The sequence below is a fragment of the Burkholderia sp. Ac-20344 genome, assembly GCF_017104975.1.
Taxonomy (GTDB): Bacteria; Pseudomonadota; Gammaproteobacteria; order Burkholderiales; family Burkholderiaceae; genus Burkholderia.
The window spans coordinates 1-17,602 of record NZ_JAAGPP010000113.1 but is presented as its reverse complement, the minus strand read 5'-3'; the positions used below and the strand labels follow the sequence as shown (position 1 = coordinate 17,602).

Genomic DNA, 17,602 nt, shown 5'->3' with positions numbered 1-17,602 from the left:
CAAAAAGTTATAATTTAGCGGATTTTGGCCGACTTTCGCAATGCACCATAGCCGCGCCGGGCCCGCGCCGTCAGGCGTCCCGCGTGCACGGGCAAGCGAAACCGGCCATCCGGGCCCGTGTGGCCCTGCAACACATTCCCCTACGGAACCGCGGAATACCGATTTGAAACTGCACCAGGACGCGAGCGGCGCGCTCAACACCGTCACCGGCTACGGCCCCGATTATGTCGACGTCAATCTCGAACGCCATGAAACGAGCGTCATCGTACTGCCCGGCGCGCCGGTCCAGGCGTGGCCCGTGTCGTCGTTCGACGCGCTCGCGCCCGAGCATTTCGCGATGCTGCTCGACCCGACGCCCGAACTCGTGATCTTCGGCAGCGGCGCGCGGCTGCGCTTCCCGCACCCGCGGCTCGTCGCGGCGCTCACGGCCAAGCGGATCGGCGTCGAGACGATGGATTTCCAGGCCGCCTGCCGCACCTACAACATCCTGATGGCCGAGGGCCGCAAAGTCGCCGCCGCGCTCTTAATTGAACGTTAATCCCCGATGCGGTAAAACTCGGGCCGGCGCAGCGGGTCGATCCCCCGGATCGGCCCGGCCAGGCCGCCCGCCCCCGGCGCAACCCGCCGGCGGCCCGTCACAATAACCAACAGGCTGAAAATCCATGAACGATACGCCGTCGAGGCTACCGCTCAATCGCATCACGCTCGTCCTCCTCGTCGTCGCACTCGCGATCGTCTGGTTCGCGCCGCTCGGGCTGCGCCACCTGATCCCGAGCGACGAAGGCCGCTACGCGGAAATGGCGCGCGAGATGTTCGTCACCGGCGACTGGATCACGCCGCGCTACAACGGCTACAAGTATTTCGAGAAGCCGCCGCTGCAGACCTGGCTGAATGCGCTCACGTTCGCGTGGTTCGGCATCGGCGAATGGCAGGCGCGCCTCTACACGGCCGTCGCGAGCTTCGCCGGCGTGCTGCTGGTCGGCTACACCGGCGCGCGCCTGTTCAACCCGCTGTCGGGCTTCCTCGCCGCCGTCGTGCTCGCGTCGTCGCCGTACTGGAACCTGATGGGCCACTTCAACGCGCTCGACATGGGGCTCGCGTTCTGGATGGCGCTGTCGCTGTGCTCGCTGCTGCTCGCGCAGCGGCCCGGGCTGCGCCCGGCCGCGGCGCGCGGCTGGATGTGGGCGTGCTGGGCAGCGATGGCGTTCGCGGTACTGTCGAAGGGCCTCGTCGGCCTGATCCTGCCCGGCGCCGTGCTCGTGCTCTATACGCTGATCGCGCGCGACTGGGCGCTGTGGAAGCGCCTGTACCTGGTGAGCGGCCTCGTGATCTTCTTCGCGATCGTCACGCCGTGGTTCGTGCTCGTCCAGCAGCGCAATCCCGAGTTCTTCAACTTCTTCTTCGTCGTCCAGCAGTTCCGCCGGTACCTGACCCCGGAACAGAACCGCCCGGGCCCGCTCTATTACTTCGTGCCCGTGCTGCTGGTCGGCTTCCTGCCGTGGCTGTCGGTCGCGTGGCAGAGCCTCCGCCATGCGCTGCGGATGCCGCGCCAGCCGAACGGCTTCTCGCCGATGCTCGTGCTGCTGATCTGGAGCGCATTCATCTTCCTGTTCTTCAGCGCGTCGCATTCGAAGCTGATCTCGTACGTGCTGCCGGTCGCGCCGGCGCTTGCGCTGATCATCGGCGCGTACCTGCCGCTGATGAGCGCCGACCGGTTCCGCCGCCACCTGCTCGGCTACCTCGTGTTCTTCGTCGCCGCGGCGTTCGGGATCATCGCCCTCGCGTACCAGGGCGATGCCCGCACGCCGAACGCGCTGTACCGCGCGTTCCAGATGTGGCTGTACGCGGGCCTCGCGATCGCGGCCGCACTGACGCTCGCGGCCGCGTGGCTGAACCGCCGCGCGAGCGTGGCCGCCGCGCTCGCCGCGTTCGGCGCCGCCTGGCTCGCATTCGGCACGATCGGCGGCACCGGCCACGACGAGTTCGGCCGCTACAGCTCGGGCGCGCTGCTCGCGCCGGCGGTGCGCGCCGAACTGGCGAAGCTGCCGCCCGACACGCCGTTCTACTCGATCGAAATGCTCGATCACACGTTCCCGTTCTATATGGGCCACACGACGATCATGGTCCAGCGCCAGGACGAGCTCGCATTCGGGATCTCGGTCGAGCCGAACAAATGGATTCCGACCGTCGACGAGTGGATCACGCGCTGGAAACAGGAAACCCATGCGCTCGCGATCATGCCGCCCGGCCAGTACGACACCCTGGTCAAGCAAGGCGTGCCGATGCGCGTGATCGCGCGCGACAACCGCCGCGTGATCGTCGAGAAACCGCAATCGTAAGGACGCCCGCTGCATGAATCCCGTTTCGTTCGTCTGCATCATCACCGGCGTGATGCTCAACGCCTGTGCGCAACTTCTGCTGAAAGCCGGCGTCAACGCCGTTGGACACTTCGAATTCAGCCGTGCGAACATCATCCCGGTCGGCCTGAAGATCGCGACCCAATTGCCGATCATCGGCGGCCTCGGCTGCTACGTGCTGAGCGTCGTGGTCTGGATCCTCGGGCTGTCGCGGGTCGACGTGTCGATCGCATACCCGATGCTGTCGCTCGGCTACGTCGTCAACGCGTTCGCGGCCTGGTACCTGTTCGGCGAAGTGCTGTCGGTCCAGCGGCTCGTCGGCATCGGCATCATCCTGATCGGCGTGCTGGTGCTCGCGCGAAGCTGAGCACGCCCCGCCGCGTTAAGCGTCCGCCTACAAAAAATCACGGTGCGATTGCGCCAACCGGTGTTTAATGCCGGTTTCGGCCGGGATCGCCCGACCCTTTTATTACACGCCATTACAGGCCAAAGCGTACATGAGCCAGACTACCGCTCCGTTTCTGCCGTTCACCCGCCCCGAGATCGATGAGGAAACCATCCAGGGCGTCGTCGAAGTGCTGCGTTCGGGCTGGATCACCACCGGCCCGCAGAGCCAGAAATTCGAAGCGGCGCTGTCCGAATACTGCGGCGGCCGTCCGGTACGCGCGTTCAACTCGGGCACCTGCACGCTCGAGATCGGCCTGCGCATCGCGGGCGTCGGCGCCGGCGACGAGGTGATCACGACGCCGGCGTCGTGGGTCTCGACCAGCAACGTGATCCTCGAGACGGGCGCGACGCCGGTGTTCGTGGACATCGACCCCGTCACGCGCAACATCGACCTCGACAAGCTCGAGCAGGCGATCACGCCGCGCACGAAGGCGATCATCCCCGTGTTCCTGTCCGGCCTGCCGGTCGACATGGACCGCCTGTACGCGATCGCGCGCGCGCACAAGCTGCGCGTGATCGAGGATGCGGCGCAAGCGTTCGGCTCGACGTGGAACGGCAAGCGCATCGGCGCGATCGGCGACATCGTGTCGTTCAGCTTCCACGCGAACAAGAACCTGACGACGATCGAAGGCGGCGCACTTGTGCTGAACAACGAGGAAGAAGCGACGCTCGCGCAGAAGTACCGGCTGCAGGGCATCACGCGCACCGGCTTCGACGGGATGGACTGCGACGTGCTCGGCGGCAAGTACAACCTGACCGACGTCGCCGCGCGCGTCGGCCTCGGCCAGCTGCCGCACCTCGAACGCTTCACCGCGCAGCGCCGCGCGCTCGCGCGCGCGTATTTCGCCGCCTTCGACGGCAGCGCGGCCGTGAAGCTCGGCGTCGGCCTGCCCATCGCCGAATTCGAGAACGGCAACTGGCACATGTTCCTGATCACGCTGCCGCTTGAGCGGCTGACGATCTCGCGCGCCGAGTTCATGGCGCAGATGAAGGAACGCGGCATCGGCACGGGCATCCACTACCCGGCGATCCATCTTTTCACGCTGTACCGTGCGCGCGGCTTCAAGGAGGGCATGTTCCCCCACGCCGAACGGTACGGCGCGTCGACCGTCACGCTGCCGCTCTTCACGCAGATGACGGAAAGCGACGTGCGTCGCGTGGTCGACGCCATCAACCAGATTTGCGAACAATACGGAAAATAAGCGTACATGAGTCACCTTGAAGCACGCGCCGGGCATCCGGTCGCCGGGCACCTGGACGCCGGCCGGCCCGAAGTATCGGTCATCATCCCCGTGTACAACGAGGAAGACGGCCTCGCCGCGCTGTTCGCGCGGCTGTATCCGGCGCTCGACGCACTCGACACGTCATACGAAGTGATCCTGATCAACGACGGCAGCCGCGACCGCTCGGCCGCGATGCTCGCCGATCAGTTCCACGTACGCCCCGACACGACGCGCATCGTGCTGCTCAACGGCAACTACGGCCAGCACATGGCGATCCTCGCCGGCTTCGCGCAATCGCGCGGCGACATCGTCATCACGCTCGACGCCGACCTGCAGAACCCGCCCGAGGAAATCGGCAAGCTGATCGCGAAGATGCGCGAGGGCTACGACTACGTCGGCTCGATCCGAAAGCAGCGCCAGGACAGCCTGTGGCGGCGCAAGGCGTCGCAGATGATGAACCGGCTGCGCGAGCGCATCACGCGCATCAAGATGACCGACCAGGGCTGCATGCTGCGCGCGTACAGCCGCCGCATCATCGACACGATCAACGTGTGCGGCGAAGTCAACACGTTCATCCCTGCACTCGCGTACACGTTCGCGCAGAATCCGACCGAGATCGAGGTCGCGCACGAGGAGCGCTTCGCCGGCGAGTCGAAGTACTCGCTGTACAGCCTGATCCGGCTGAACTTCGACCTCGTGACGGGCTTCTCGGTCGTGCCGCTGCAGTGGCTGTCGTTCATCGGCGTGATCCTGTCGATCGGCTCCGCCGCGCTGTTCGTGCTGCTGCTCGTGCGACGCTTCATCGTCGGCGCGGAAGTGCAAGGCGTGTTCACGCTGTTCGCGATCACGTTCTTCCTGCTCGGCGTGATCATCTTCGCGCTCGGCCTGCTCGGCGAATACGTCGGCCGCATCTACCAGCAGGTGCGCGCACGGCCGCGCTACCTGATCCAGGCCGTGCTCGAGCAGCACGACGGCGTGCCGGCGGTGCCGGCCGGCGCGAACCGCCCGGGGGCCGCCCAATGAAGCCGCGCGCAGTCGTCTTCGCGTATCACAACGTCGGCGTGCGGTGCCTGCAGGTGCTGCTCGCGCGCGGCGTCGACGTCGCGCTCGTCGTCACGCACGAGGACAACCCGAACGAGAACATCTGGTTCGGCAGCGTCGCGGCCGTCGCGGCCGAGCACGGCATTCCGGTCGTCACGCCGGCCGATCCCGCCGATCCGGCGCTGCGCCGCGCGGTATCCGACGCGCAGCCGGACTTCATCTTCTCGTTCTACTACCGGCACATGCTGCCGGTCGACCTGCTCGCGATCGCGCCGCGCGGCGCGTACAACATGCACGGTTCGCTGCTGCCGAAATACCGGGGTCGGGTACCGACCAACTGGGCGGTGCTGAATGGCGAAACCGAAACCGGCGCGACGCTGCACGAAATGGCCGCCAAGCCCGACGCGGGCGCGATCATCGGCCAGACCGCGGTGCCGATCCTGCCGGACGACACGGCCACGCAGGTGTTCGACAAGGTCACGGTGGCCGCCGAGCAGACGCTCTGGCGCGTGCTGCCCGCGCTGCTCGCGGGCGAGGCGCCGCACCTGCCGAACGATCTCGCCACCGGCAGCTACTACGGCGGTCGCAAGCCCGAGGACGGCCGCGTCGACTGGTCGAAGCCGGCCGCGCAGGTCTACAACCTGGTGCGCGCGGTCGCGCCCCCGTATCCGGGCGCGTTCACGGACGTCGACGGCACGCGTTTCGTGATCGCGCGCGCGCGCCTCGCGGCGCCCGGCAGCGCGGCAGCGGCCGCCGCGGCAGATTTGCCGCCCGGCCTGCACGTAAGCGATAATGCGCTATTCGGCGTCTGCGGCGACAGCCGTGCCCTATCCATTCTCGAGCTGTGGCAGCAGCGCGACGGCAGCGAAACCGTCGTGACGCCCGCGGAATTCGCGCAGTTCATTCATTCTTCCCGTCATTCATGAAAGCAAAAAAAGTCCTGATCCTGGGTGTGAACGGCTTCATCGGCCATCACCTGTCGAAGCGCATTCTTGAAACCACCGATTGGGAAGTGTTCGGCATGGACATGCAGACCGATCGGCTGGGCGACCTCGTCAACCACGAGCGGATGCATTTCTTCGAAGGCGACATCACGATCAACAAGGAGTGGGTCGAGTATCACGTGAAGAAGTGCGACGTGATCCTGCCGCTCGTCGCGATCGCGACGCCCGCCACCTACGTCCAGCAGCCGCTGCGCGTGTTCGAGCTCGACTTCGAGGCGAACCTGCCGATCGTGCGTTCGGCCGTCAAGTACGGCAAGCACCTCGTGTTCCCGTCGACCTCCGAGGTCTACGGCATGTGCTCGGACGAGCAGTTCGACCCGGATGCATCGGCCCTCACCTACGGCCCGATCAACAAGCCGCGCTGGATCTACGCATGCTCGAAGCAGCTGATGGACCGCGTGATCTGGGGTTACGGGATGGAAGGCCTGAACTTCACGCTGTTCCGTCCGTTCAACTGGATCGGCCCGGGCCTCGACTCGATCTACACGCCGAAGGAAGGCAGCTCGCGCGTGGTCACGCAGTTCCTCGGCCACATCGTGCGCGGCGAGAACATCAGCCTCGTCGACGGCGGCTCGCAGAAGCGCGCGTTCACCGACATCGGCGACGGCATCAGCGCACTGATGAAGATCATCGAGAACAAGGACGGCGTCGCGTCCGGCAAGATCTACAACATCGGAAATCCGAAGAACAACTTCTCGGTTCGCGAACTCGCGCACAAGATGCTCGAACTGGCGGCGGAATTCCCCGAGTACGCCGATTCGGCCAAGCAGGTGAAGCTCGTCGAGACGACGTCCGGCGCCTACTACGGCAACGGCTACCAGGACGTGCAGAACCGCGTGCCGAAGATCGACAACACGATGCAGGAACTCGGCTGGGCGCCGCAAGCGACGTTCGACGACGCACTGCGCAACATCTTCGAAGCGTATCGCGGCCACGTCGCCGACGCGCGCGCGCTCGTCGAACAGCAAGGCTGATCGGGACGTTCGCTTGGCTCGCATCGTCCTCAAGATCGACGTCGACACGCTGCGCGGCACGCGCGAAGGCGTGCCGAACCTCGCGCGCATCTTCGACCGCTTCAGTGCGCGCGCGACCTTCCTCTTCAGCCTCGGGCCCGATCACACGGGCTGGGCGCTGCGGCGCGTGTTCCGCCCCGGCTTCCTGAAGAAAGTGTCGCGCACGTCGGTGGTCGAGCACTACGGCGTGAAGCAGCTGATGTACGGCGTGCTGCTGCCGGGCCCCGACATCGGCCGCCGCGCGATCGCCGACATGCGCGCGATTCACGAGGCCGGTTTCGAATGCGGGATCCACACGTGGGATCACGTGTACTGGCAGGACAACGTCCGCGTACGCGATCGCGACTGGACCGCGCGTGAAATGCAGAAGAGTCACGCGCGCTTCATCGATATCTTCGGCGCGCCGCCCGTCACGCACGGCGCGGCCGGCTGGCAGATGAACGATGCCGCATTCGAGCAGATCGACGCATGGGGGATGCGCTACGCATCCGACGGCCGCGGCCATTCGCCGTACCTGCCCGTCGTCAACGGCCGCACGCTGTCGCACGTGCAGATGCCCACCACGCTGCCGACGCTCGACGAAGTGCTCGGCATCGACGGCGTCGATACGCACAACGTCGCCGCGCACATCCTCAAGTTCACCGAAACCAATCCGCACGACCAGGTGTTCACGCTGCATGCGGAACTGGAAGGCCAGAAGCTCGCGCCCGTGTTCGAGCAACTGCTCGCCGGCTGGCGCGCGCAAGGCCACACGTTTGCGACGATGGGCGACTACCACGCGACGCTGGACCGCGACTCGCTGCCATCGTACCCTGTCACGTGGGGCGAAATTCCCGGCCGCTCCGGCGAGCTGATCGTCCAGCCCGACTGAGTTCGCGCGAACCGGCGTCGCCCGCTCCGCCCTTGCGGCGCGCTGCCGCGACGCCCCGCCGAACCGCGCCGCCGCAGCGGCGCCTTTCCATAACAACAGGAGAAACACGTGTCCGTCGAAGTTGACCGTCAAGTTCCCGATTTCACCGCACCGGCCACGGGCGGCGACATTTCGCTGTCCGACCTGAAGGGCAAGAAACTCGTGCTGTACTTCTATCCGAAGGACAACACGCCGGGCTGCACGACCGAAGGGCTACAGTTCCGCGATCTCTATCCGAAGTTCAAGAAAGCCGGTGCGGAAGTCATCGGCGTATCGCGCGACAGCCTGCGCTCGCATGACAATTTCAAGGCAAAGCTCGAACTGCCGTTCCCGCTGATCTCCGATGCCGACGAAGCGCTGTGCGCGCTGTTCGATGTCATCAAGATGAAGAAGATGTATGGCAAGGAAGTGCGCGGAATCGAGCGCTCCACGTTCCTGATCGACACCGACGGCGTGCTTCGCCAGGCATGGCGCGGCATCAAGGTGCCGGGTCACGTGGACGACGTGCTAAAGGCTGTACAAGCGCTTTGAGGCGCGTTATATTGGGCCGCAATGAATGCCAGTTCGCCCCATATTTCTCGTAGCTGCGCCGGTGCCCGTTGCGATGCTTCCCGGCACCTGACGCGCATCACGACGGCATCAGCCGAGCCGCATGTCCCTGTCGACGGGGCAGCGGCTTTTTTTATGGATTGCGCGCCGGCCCTCCCCGGTCCGGCCCTTACCGCATCGAGGAGCTGATCGACACTTAGGCGAACCGGCTAGACGAACTTCCTGTGCGCCACCGCGCGCAAACTGCATGCGCCTACGTCACGCAGGATGCGATCAGCGGCGCACGCCATGCGACACGATTCCTCCCGAGGGACACCATGCCTTTGCCTACTCCCCCCAGCAAGCTCGGCAGCCTCCTGCCGCCCGACGAATACAAGGCGAAAGCGCGGCCCGCGAAAGCCGCGAAGAAATCCGCCGAAGGGGACGCATCCACAGCCGGTGACTATGGTCCGGCGAGCGTGGCCCAACCGATGACCGAAGCCGCGAACGCGGCCGCACCGCTGCGCGCCGTCGCCTCTTCGGTGCAAGATGCCGCAACGAGCGCACCCGCTCGCGGCCGCAAGACCAAGCAGACGGCTGCGCTGCTGCAGCCGATGCCGGCGACCGCAGAACCCGCCGCACCCGTCGTCGCGCGCAACGAGAAGCCGGCTGCCGACAAACCGGCCGCCGCACCCGCGCGCGATACCGGCGCCGCGACGAAGTCTCGCAGCCGCAAGCCCGCCGAAGCCGAACTGCAGAAACTGTTCGTGCTCGACACCAACGTGCTGATGCACGACCCGAGCAGCCTCTTCCGCTTCGAGGAACACGACGTCTATCTGCCGATGATGACGCTCGAGGAACTCGACAACCACAAGAAGGGGATGTCCGAAGTCGCGCGCAACGCACGCCAGGTCAGCCGCACGCTCGACGCGCTCGTCGCCGATGCCGGCGCGATCACGGCCGGCATCCCGCTGTCGCGCCTCGGCAGCCGCGATGCGCTCGGCCGCCTGTACTTCCAGACGAAGCTCGCGGACATCGCGCCCGTCGAAGGCTTGCCCGAAGGCAAGGCCGACAACCAGATCCTCGGTGTCGTGCGCGCGCTGCAGCGCGACCGGCCCGACCGCCAGGTCGTGCTGGTGTCGAAAGACATCAACATGCGGATCAAGGCGCACGCGCTCAGCCTGCCCGCGGAAGACTACTTCAACGATCAGGTGCTCGAGGACAAGGACCTCCTCTACAACGGCGTGCGCGAACTGCCGCAAGACTTCTGGACCAAGCATGCGAAGGGCATGGAGAGCTGGCAGGATACGAAGACGGGCACCACGTACTACCGCGTGACGGGCCCGCTCGTCGCGTCGATGCTCGTCAACGAGTTCGTCTATCTCGAGCCGCAGAACGGCGAGCCGACGTTCCATGCGATCGTCCGCGAACTGAACGGCAAGACGGCGTTGCTGCAGACGCTGCGCGACTACAGCCACCACAAGAACAACGTGTGGGGCATCACCGCGCGCAACCGCGAGCAGAACTTCGCGCTGAACCTGCTGATGAACCCCGAGATCGACTTCGTCACGCTGCTCGGCCAGGCCGGCACCGGCAAGACGCTCGTCGCGCTCGCGGCCGGCCTCGCGCAGGTGCTCGACGACAAGCGCTACAACGAGATCATCGTGACGCGCGCGACCGTGCCCGTCGGCGAGGACATCGGTTTCCTGCCCGGCACCGAGGAAGAGAAGATGCAGCCGTGGATGGGCGCATTCGACGACAACCTCGAAGTGCTGCAGAAGACCGACGACGCTGCCGGCGAATGGGGACGTGCCGCGACCCAGGAACTGATCCGTTCGCGCCTGAAGGTGAAGAGCATGAACTTCATGCGCGGCCGCACGTTCGTCGACAAGTACCTGATCATCGACGAGGCGCAGAACCTGACGCCGAAGCAGATGAAGACGCTCGTCACGCGTGCGGGCCCGGGCACGAAGATCGTGTGCCTCGGCAACATCGCGCAGATCGACACGCCTTACCTGACCGAAGGCAGCTCGGGTCTCACGTACGTCGTCGACCGCTTCAAGGGCTGGGGCCACAGCGGCCACGTGACGCTCGCGCGCGGCGAACGCTCGCGGCTCGCCGACTACGCGTCGGACATCCTGTAACGCGACAGGCCGGCCCGTCGGCCGGCTTTCGACACATCGCGGCGCTCCTTTCGGAGCGCCGTTTTTATTTGGGGTCGAAAACGCAATTCACACATCGTCATGCAACAACCCGGTTTACGCGCGAAACTTCAAGTAAATTCTCAAGAATGGTTGCTTAAGCCCCGCCGGAGCGTCTACCATCGGGTCTGTCTGTTGTCATACGATTCGCGAGCGCGGCGCGCTCGCCCGCCTTGCCATGCTTCGAATCTGGGTTCCCGTTGCTGTCGTTTCACTGCTTGCGGCCTGCTCCAGCGTGCCGCCGCAGTCGGCATCGCGCTCCGCCTCGGGCATGAAGATCACGACGCCGCGCGCATTCCCCGCCCCCGCCAATTTCCCGAACTTCGTCGATCACAGCGTCGGCCAGGAAGAAATCTCGATCCAGGCGATGAGCCTCGTCGGCGTCCCGTATCGCTGGGGCGGCAATACGCCGACGAGCGGCTTCGACTGCAGCGGGCTCGTGCGCTACGTGATCGGCCGCGCGGCCGACGTGAACCTGCCGCGCACGACCGCCGACATGAGCGGCCGCGGCGTGTCGATCGATCCCGACCAGATCGCGCCGGGCGACCTGATCTTCTTCAATACGACCGGGCGGCCGCATTCGCACGTCGGCATCTATGTCGGCAAGCTGCGCTTCGTCAACGCCCCGTCGACGGGCGGCACCGTGCGGCTCGACTACCTGACGAACCCGTACTGGGCCAAGCGTTTCGACGGCATTCGCCGCGTCGCGCCGCCGCGCGGGGCGCCTACGCCGTTCGACGCGCCGACCTACGAGGCGAAGCGTGACGAACCGCGCACCGCGCCGGCCGTAGCGCCCACCCCGGCGATCGTGACTGCCGCTGCGCCGCGGCCGCCGGCCTACGCGTCGTCGCAAGCGAGAGCGTCGCAGCCGCCCGCACCGGTCAGCCCGGCCACGCCGGTCGTGACTGCCACCGCCGTTGCACCCGCGCCCCCGGCCGCCGATCCGTACGAGCCGCCGCCGCGCATGCAGGCAGCCCGACAACAAGCAACGTCGGCGGATGACGGCGCGACCTCGATGACGGCCAATGCAGCGCCGGCCGCCCCGGCGGAAGTCGGCACGCAGATTCCGACGACGGCGCTGACGGCCGCCCAGGCCGCCGCGTTCGATGCCGAACCGCCGCCCGCCACCGCTTCCGCATCCCCACGCAGTATCGAGCCCGCCCCCGTGCAGGTGTTGCGTGCGTCGACACAATCCGCACCCGTCAGCCCGCGCACCAGTACGGCAGACGATCCGATCGCGCGGTTTGCGAACGGAAGTTACTGACCGGTTGCTCGAACCCCGACGGTAACGCCGGCGGCATCCTCCGCCGCCCCGCCCGCACCGTCGCAAGCTCCCTGCCCCAAAAGAATATGCGCCGCAGCCTTTCGGCTTGCGGCGCATTTCACGTCCGTTCGACGGTGTCGGCGCTCAGAAGATCTGATGGCCGAGCCACCATCCACCGGCCGCGAACAACGCAGACGCGGGCAGCGTCAGCACCCACGCCCACACGATGTTGCCGGCCACCCCCCAGCGCACGGCCGACAACTTCTGCGTCGCGCCGACGCCGACGATCGCGCCGGTGATCGTGTGTGTGGTCGACACCGGAATGCCGAGGAACGACGCGAGGAACAGCGTCATCGCGCCGCCGGTTTCCGCACAGAAACCACCGACCGGCTTGAGCTTCGTGATCTTCTGGCCCATCGTCCGCACGATACGCCAGCCGCCGAACAGCGTACCGAGGCCCATCGACAGGTAGCACGCGCCGATCACCCACGCGGGCGGCGCATCGGCGGTCGCCGACGCATAGCCCGACGCGATCAGCAGCATCCAGATGATGCCGATCGTCTTCTGCGCGTCGTTGCCGCCGTGACCGAGGCTGTACAGCCCGGCCGACAGCAGCTGCAGCCGGCGGAAGCGCCGGTCGACCTTGCTGGGTGCGGTACGGAAATACAGCCACGACACGCCGAGCATGAACAGCGAGCCGAGGATGAAGCCGAGCAGCGGCGAAATGAAGATGAACGCGACGGTCTTGAGCAGCCCGTCGATGTTCAGCGAACCCCAGCCGGACTTCGCGAGCGCTGCGCCGACGAGGCCGCCGATCAGTGCATGCGACGAGCTCGACGGAATCCCGTAGTACCACGTGATCACGTTCCAGCCGATCGCACCGAGCAGCGCACCGAACACGACGTAGTGGTCGACGATCTCGGGATCGATCGTGCCTTTACCGACGGTCTGCGCGACTTTCAGGTGGAAGATGAAATACGCGATGACGTTGAACGCCGCCGCGAACACGACGGCCTGCTGGGGCTTCAGCACCCCGGTGGACACGACGGTGGCGATCGAGTTCGCCGCGTCGTGAAAGCCGTTCATGAAGTCGAATACGAGCGCGACGAGCACCAGCGTCGCGACCATCCATAGGGCGAGTTGTATCGAATGCATCGTGGTCCGCTCAGGCGTTTTCCAGCACGATGCCTTCGATGATGTTCGCGACGTCCTCGCACTTGTCGGTGATCTCTTCGAGCAGCTCGTAGATCGCCTTCAGCTTGATGAGCGTCTTCACGTCGTCTTCCTCGCGGAACAGCTTCGACATGGCCGCGCGCAGCACACGATCGGCCTCCGACTCCCAGCGGTCGATCTCCTCGCACTGCTTGAGGATCTGCGCCGACTGTTTCATGTCGGACAGCAATCCGACCGCCTGCTGCACGTGCTGGGCCGACTGCGTGACGATGTGCGCGAGCTGGCTCGCCTCGGACGTGACGGACTGCACGTCGTACAGCGACACGGCCGTCGCGACGTCTTCCATCAGGTCGAGGATGTCGTCCATCGTCGTGATCAGCTTGTGGATCTCGTCGCGATCGAGCGGCGTGATGAAGGTCTTGTGCAGCAGATCGATCGTTTCGTGCGTCAGCTTGTCTGCGGCCTTCTCGGCCGTCTGCACGTTTTGCTTGTGAATCTCGGCATCGGCGAGATTGTCGATCAGCAGTTCGAGCTCGCGACCACCGGCAACGATGTACTTCGCGTGCGCATTGAAGAGTTCAAAGAACTTGCCCTCGGTGGGCATGAATCGACCGAACATGGGATTCCTGAGAGATTGTCAAACTACTGTCACGAAAACGGGCGATATTGTACCGTTTCCGGTCGGGCCGCGCCGCGCGCATGTGCGCACGGCGGGATTGGATACAACGTTTGGCGATTTAGGACTTTACAACCGGCGTTACTCGCCGTAGAAGGTCTGCGCCCCTGCAAAGTTGTCGAACTTCGTGTATTGCCCCAGGAACGTGAGCCGAACGGGGCCGATCGGGCCATTACGCTGCTTGCCGATGATGATTTCGGCCGTGCCCTTGTCGGGGCTGTCCGGGTTGTAAACTTCGTCACGGTAAATGAACAGGATCACGTCCGCGTCCTGTTCGATTGCGCCCGATTCACGCAAGTCCGACATCACCGGACGCTTGTTCGGACGCTGTTCGAGGCCGCGGTTCAACTGCGACAGCGCGATCACCGGCACGTCGAGCTCCTTCGCGAGGCTCTTCAGCGATCGCGAGATTTCCGAGATTTCGGTCGCGCGGTTCTCGCCTTGCGACGAACCCGACATCAGCTGCAGGTAGTCGACGATGATCAGGCCGAGCTTGCCGCACTGCCGCGCAAGACGCCGCGCGCGCGAGCGCAATTCCATCGGGTTCAGGCCGCCCGTCTCGTCGATGAAGAGCTGCGCCTCGCTCATCTTCTGCACGGCGTGCGTGAGTTTCGGCCAGTCCTCGTCGGTCAGGCGACCGGTACGCATCCGGTGCTGGTCGAGCCGGCCGATCGAGCCGAGCATACGCATCACGAGCTGGGTGCCCGGCATTTCCATCGAGAACACCGCGACCGGCAGCCCGTACTCGACCGCGACGTATTCGCCGATGTTCATCGAGAAGGCCGTTTTGCCCATTGACGGTCTTCCGGCCACGATGATCAGTTCGCCGCCGTGCATCCCGGAGGTCATCCGGTCGAGGTCGACGAAACCCGTCGGCGTGCCCGTGACGTCGCTCGGGTTCGCCGTGTGGTATAGCGTATCAATGCGCTCGACGACCTGCGTGAGCAGCGGGCCGATCTCGAGGAAGCCCTGGTTGCCGCGCGCGCCCTCTTCGGCGATCGAGAACACCTTCGACTCGGCTTCGTCGAGCAGTTGGCGGACTTCCTTGCCCTGCGGGTTGAATGCATCGGCCGAGATCTCGTCGGCAACCGACACGAGCCGGCGCAGCACCGCGCGGTCGCGCACGATTTCCGCATAGCGGCGGATGTTCGCCGCGCTCGGCGTGTTCTGCGCGAGGGCGTTCAGGTACGCGAGCCCGCCCACGTCGTCGGCCTTGCCGGACGTGGTCAGCGCTTCGTACACGGTCACGACGTCGGCCGGGCGCGTCGACGCGATCAGGCGGCCGATGTGCTCGTAGATGATCCGGTGGTCGTAGCGGTAGAAATCGCCCTGCGACAGGAAGTCGGCAATCCGATCCCAGGCCGCGTTGTCGAGCAACAGGCCGCCGAGCACGGATTGTTCGGCTTCGACCGAGTGCGGCGGGACTTTCAGCGATTCGATTTGAGGATCTTGCGGCGCGTTCATGGGTTGGGATTATCGCGAATAACCTACGACGACGCCAGAGAGACGGTCGACGGCGAACAGGCAACAAAAAAGGCAGGCCCCGGTTGCCCGGGCGCCTGCCCTTGTCCGGACGGCGGAAGCCGCCCGGAAAGCTTGCATACGCTTACGCGTGGTCGCCGATCACGTTGATCGTGACGTCGACGACGACGTCCGTGTGCAGCGCGACCTGGACGCTGTGCTCGCCGATCATCTTCAGCGGGCCTTCCGGCATGCGAACTTGCAGCTTCTCGACTTCGAAACCTGCCTTCTTCAGCAGTTCTGCAACGTCGCCGTTCGTGACCGAGCCGAACAGACGGCCGTCAACGCCCGACTTCTGCGTGATTTCGAACGACTGGCCGTTCAGCTTCTCGCCGACTGCCTGCGATGCTGCCAGCTTTTCAGCGGCGATCTTTTCGAGTTCAGCGCGGCGCACTTCGAATTCGGCGATCGCTTCCTTCGTTGCACGGCGAGCCTTGCGGTTCGGGATCAGGAAGTTGCGAGCGTAACCGTCCTTGACCTTGACGATGTCGCCGAGGTTACCCAGATTGGCGACTTTTTCCAACAGAATGATTTGCATTCGAATTCTCCTTATTGCGTCGCCTGATTACGCCTTGTGCTGATCGGTGTACGGCAGCAGCGCGAGGAAACGCGCACGCTTGATGGCCGTATCCAGCTGACGCTGATAGTGCGCCTTCGTACCCGTCAGACGAGCCGGCGTGATCTTGCCGTTTTCGCCGATGAAGTCCTTCAGCGTTTCCGTGTCCTTGTAGTCGATCTGCTCGACGCCTGCAGCCGTGAAACGGCAGAACTTCTTGCGCTTGAAGAGCGGGTTTTGTTGCTGACGACGCTTGTCGAATTTCTTACCAGTCGGGCGGGCCATGATTTCAGTCCTTTCCTATGTCCTGCAATGCAGTGATGTGAAACACCAAGGTTCTCGCGTTGCGGCTTTTCTTTGCCAGGAAGCCCGTGAACAGCGTTTCGACGCCCATTTCACGACTTTCCAGCCTGCCGCTCGCCTCACCGGCCGCCACCGCCTCGATCGTCATTTCGACCTGACGGGGAATGCCTGCTTCGACGACTTCCGTGCGGTGATGCAACGTGGCGCTTGCGATCGGAACACCCGCCGGCGTATATCGCACCGGTGCGCGCTCGACGACGCTTGCCGTCAATTGCAACCTGTTCACGTGAGTGGCGCGCTCCTTGATGGCTTAATGAGTGACGAACTTAAGCCTGCGCTTCGGTCGGCTGAGCTGCAGCCGCCTTCTTGGCTTCTTCGCGCTGAACTTCCTTCATCATCGGCGACGGGCCGGTTTCGGCCTTCTTCATCTTGACGATGAGGTGGCGCAGCACGGCGTCGTTGAACTTGAACGCGTGTTCGAGTTCGTCGAGCGTCGTCTGGTCGCACTCGATGTTCATGCAGACGTAGTGAGCCTTCGCGAGTTTCTCGATCATGTAGGCCAGCTGGCGACGGCCCCAGTCTTCGACACGGTGGATCTGGCCGCCGTGCGACGTGATCGTGGTCTTGTAACGCTCGATCATCGCGGGCACTTGCTCGCTTTGATCGGGGTGCACGATGAATACGATTTCGTAATGACGCATTACACACTCCTTGTGGATTAAAGCCACCCGGGCGTCTGGACCGGTGTGGCAAGTGAGAAGCCGAAGATTCTAACCCGGATACAGGGCGCACGCAAGACCAATCGACGTTTCGCGCGCGGATTCGGCCATGTTTTCAAAGACTTGAAGGGGCAATGCCCGGGGAAGCGGGCCGCCCTTCGGTCTTTGCCCCGGTCGGGGTCGGAACATGAGCACGCGGCGGGCCCGCAGCCCGCCGCCGTGCCGTCACTCGCTGCGCGTGCCGGCGAGCCGCGCGTCGAGCGCGGTCCTGAACGCCGCGAGTGCCGACGGCTCGGCGTCGGTCACGGCCCACCACGTCATCCCGGCCGCGTCCCAGCGGTCGAGCGCATAGCCCTGCGACACGGTCGCGTACGGCGCCCCCGGCCCTTCCCCGGCCGGCCGCACGTAGACGTCGATCACGTGCTGCCGGTAACGGTAGACGAGCACCGCGACGCGCCTGCGCCCGACGTAGTCGAGCCGGCCGCCGACCAGTGCGAAACCGTTCGCCGCGAGATCCTCGACCGGCGGCGCATAGTCGAGCCGGCCGTTGAACCACGGCTTGACCGTGTGCCGGTCGGTCGAGATCACGTCGATGTCGCGCGCCGACAGGCCGGCCCGCACGTGGCTCGACACGAGTTCGTCGACCGTGCGGTCGGTGTCGGCGTA

Annotated in this window: 18 protein-coding genes and 2 pseudogenes; 11 read left to right on the top strand and 9 right to left on the bottom strand. The window is 65.2% G+C overall.

Annotated features, from left to right (window positions below; genetic code table 11):
• Positions 1-163: 163 nt before the first annotated feature.
• The 9 genes from G3N64_RS28475 (at position 164) to G3N64_RS28435 (ending at position 8,526) form a co-directional block, all read left to right on the top strand.
• Positions 164-538 carry an Mth938-like domain-containing protein gene (locus tag G3N64_RS28475; RefSeq protein ID WP_041492864.1) on the top strand — a complete coding sequence of 125 codons (375 nt, stop codon included), beginning with the start codon at positions 164-166 and terminating at the stop codon, positions 536-538.
• Positions 539-662: 124 nt separating this feature from the next.
• Entirely contained in the window at positions 663-2,339 is a 1,677-nt protein-coding gene (locus G3N64_RS28470; RefSeq protein ID WP_205786984.1) for a glycosyltransferase family 39 protein, read from the top strand.
• A gap of 13 nt (positions 2,340-2,352) precedes the next feature.
• Positions 2,353-2,724: an EamA family transporter gene (locus tag G3N64_RS28465; protein ID WP_014896865.1), complete on the top strand. Its 372-nt coding sequence runs from the start codon at positions 2,353-2,355 to the stop codon at positions 2,722-2,724.
• Positions 2,725-2,854: 130 nt separating this feature from the next.
• A complete protein-coding gene (locus tag G3N64_RS28460) occupies positions 2,855-4,006 on the top strand; it encodes a DegT/DnrJ/EryC1/StrS aminotransferase family protein (RefSeq protein ID WP_205786982.1) in 1,152 nt (383 codons plus the stop codon).
• 6 nt (positions 4,007-4,012) lie between these two features.
• A complete protein-coding gene (locus G3N64_RS28455) occupies positions 4,013-5,050 on the top strand; it encodes a glycosyltransferase (protein WP_205786980.1) in 1,038 nt (345 codons plus the stop codon).
• A complete protein-coding gene (locus G3N64_RS28450) occupies positions 5,047-5,994 on the top strand; it encodes a formyltransferase (RefSeq protein ID WP_205786979.1) in 948 nt (315 codons plus the stop codon). Before G3N64_RS28455 ends, G3N64_RS28450 begins: the two co-directional genes overlap by 4 nt.
• Positions 5,991-7,046 carry a bifunctional UDP-4-keto-pentose/UDP-xylose synthase gene (locus tag G3N64_RS28445; RefSeq protein WP_006482864.1) on the top strand — a complete coding sequence of 352 codons (1,056 nt, stop codon included), beginning with the start codon at positions 5,991-5,993 and terminating at the stop codon, positions 7,044-7,046. Before G3N64_RS28450 ends, G3N64_RS28445 begins: the two co-directional genes overlap by 4 nt.
• Positions 7,047-7,059: 13 nt before the next feature.
• Positions 7,060-7,956: a polysaccharide deacetylase family protein gene (locus tag G3N64_RS28440; protein WP_205786978.1), complete on the top strand. Its 897-nt coding sequence runs from the start codon at positions 7,060-7,062 to the stop codon at positions 7,954-7,956.
• Positions 7,957-8,064: 108 nt separating this feature from the next.
• Positions 8,065-8,526: a peroxiredoxin gene (locus tag G3N64_RS28435; RefSeq protein WP_205786977.1), complete on the top strand. Its 462-nt coding sequence runs from the start codon at positions 8,065-8,067 to the stop codon at positions 8,524-8,526.
• 213 nt (positions 8,527-8,739) lie between these two features.
• Here G3N64_RS28435 and G3N64_RS39940 read toward each other — a convergent pair.
• Positions 8,740-8,966 (bottom strand): annotated as a pseudogene (locus tag G3N64_RS39940) (hypothetical protein); the annotation flags it as partial.
• Between G3N64_RS39940 and G3N64_RS28430 the strand changes: the two are divergent.
• Positions 8,862-10,667 (top strand): PhoH family protein, encoded by a 1,806-nt coding sequence (locus G3N64_RS28430; RefSeq protein ID WP_205786976.1) that lies wholly within the window; start codon positions 8,862-8,864, stop codon positions 10,665-10,667. The pseudogene G3N64_RS39940 and the gene G3N64_RS28430 overlap by 105 nt on opposite strands.
• A gap of 235 nt (positions 10,668-10,902) precedes the next feature.
• Positions 10,903-11,988, top strand: coding sequence for a C40 family peptidase (locus G3N64_RS28425; protein ID WP_205786975.1), 1,086 nt, complete (start codon positions 10,903-10,905; stop codon positions 11,986-11,988).
• Positions 11,989-12,132: 144 nt separating this feature from the next.
• Here G3N64_RS28425 and G3N64_RS28420 read toward each other — a convergent pair whose 3' ends face one another.
• The 8 genes and pseudogenes from G3N64_RS28420 to G3N64_RS28385 form a co-directional block, all read right to left on the bottom strand.
• The gene (locus G3N64_RS28420; RefSeq protein ID WP_205786974.1) at positions 12,133-13,143 is read right to left on the bottom strand and encodes an inorganic phosphate transporter; all 1,011 of its coding nucleotides are present in this window, start codon (positions 13,141-13,143) and stop codon (positions 12,133-12,135) included.
• A gap of 10 nt (positions 13,144-13,153) precedes the next feature.
• Positions 13,154-13,780, bottom strand: a complete 627-nt coding sequence (locus G3N64_RS28415; protein WP_205786973.1) for a DUF47 domain-containing protein — start codon at positions 13,778-13,780, stop codon at positions 13,154-13,156.
• A gap of 138 nt (positions 13,781-13,918) precedes the next feature.
• Positions 13,919-15,301, bottom strand: coding sequence for a replicative DNA helicase (locus G3N64_RS28410; RefSeq protein ID WP_006486249.1), 1,383 nt, complete (start codon positions 15,299-15,301; stop codon positions 13,919-13,921).
• Positions 15,302-15,443: 142 nt separating this feature from the next.
• Positions 15,444-15,896, bottom strand: a complete 453-nt coding sequence (gene rplI, locus G3N64_RS28405; RefSeq protein WP_039366989.1) for a 50S ribosomal protein L9 — start codon at positions 15,894-15,896, stop codon at positions 15,444-15,446.
• Positions 15,897-15,923: 27 nt separating this feature from the next.
• On the bottom strand, positions 15,924-16,199 hold the full coding sequence (rpsR, locus tag G3N64_RS28400; protein ID WP_004193360.1) for a 30S ribosomal protein S18: 276 nt from the start codon (positions 16,197-16,199) through the stop codon (positions 15,924-15,926).
• A gap of 4 nt (positions 16,200-16,203) precedes the next feature.
• Positions 16,204-16,503 (bottom strand): primosomal replication protein N, encoded by a 300-nt coding sequence (gene priB / locus G3N64_RS28395; protein WP_011657069.1) that lies wholly within the window; start codon positions 16,501-16,503, stop codon positions 16,204-16,206.
• Between the two features lie 40 nt (positions 16,504-16,543).
• Complete coding sequence (gene rpsF, locus G3N64_RS28390) at positions 16,544-16,918, bottom strand: 30S ribosomal protein S6 (RefSeq protein ID WP_006402295.1); 375 nt, start codon at positions 16,916-16,918, stop codon at positions 16,544-16,546.
• A 243-nt stretch (positions 16,919-17,161) separates the two neighbouring features.
• Positions 17,162-17,602 (bottom strand): annotated as a pseudogene (locus G3N64_RS28385) (anti-sigma factor); the annotation flags it as partial.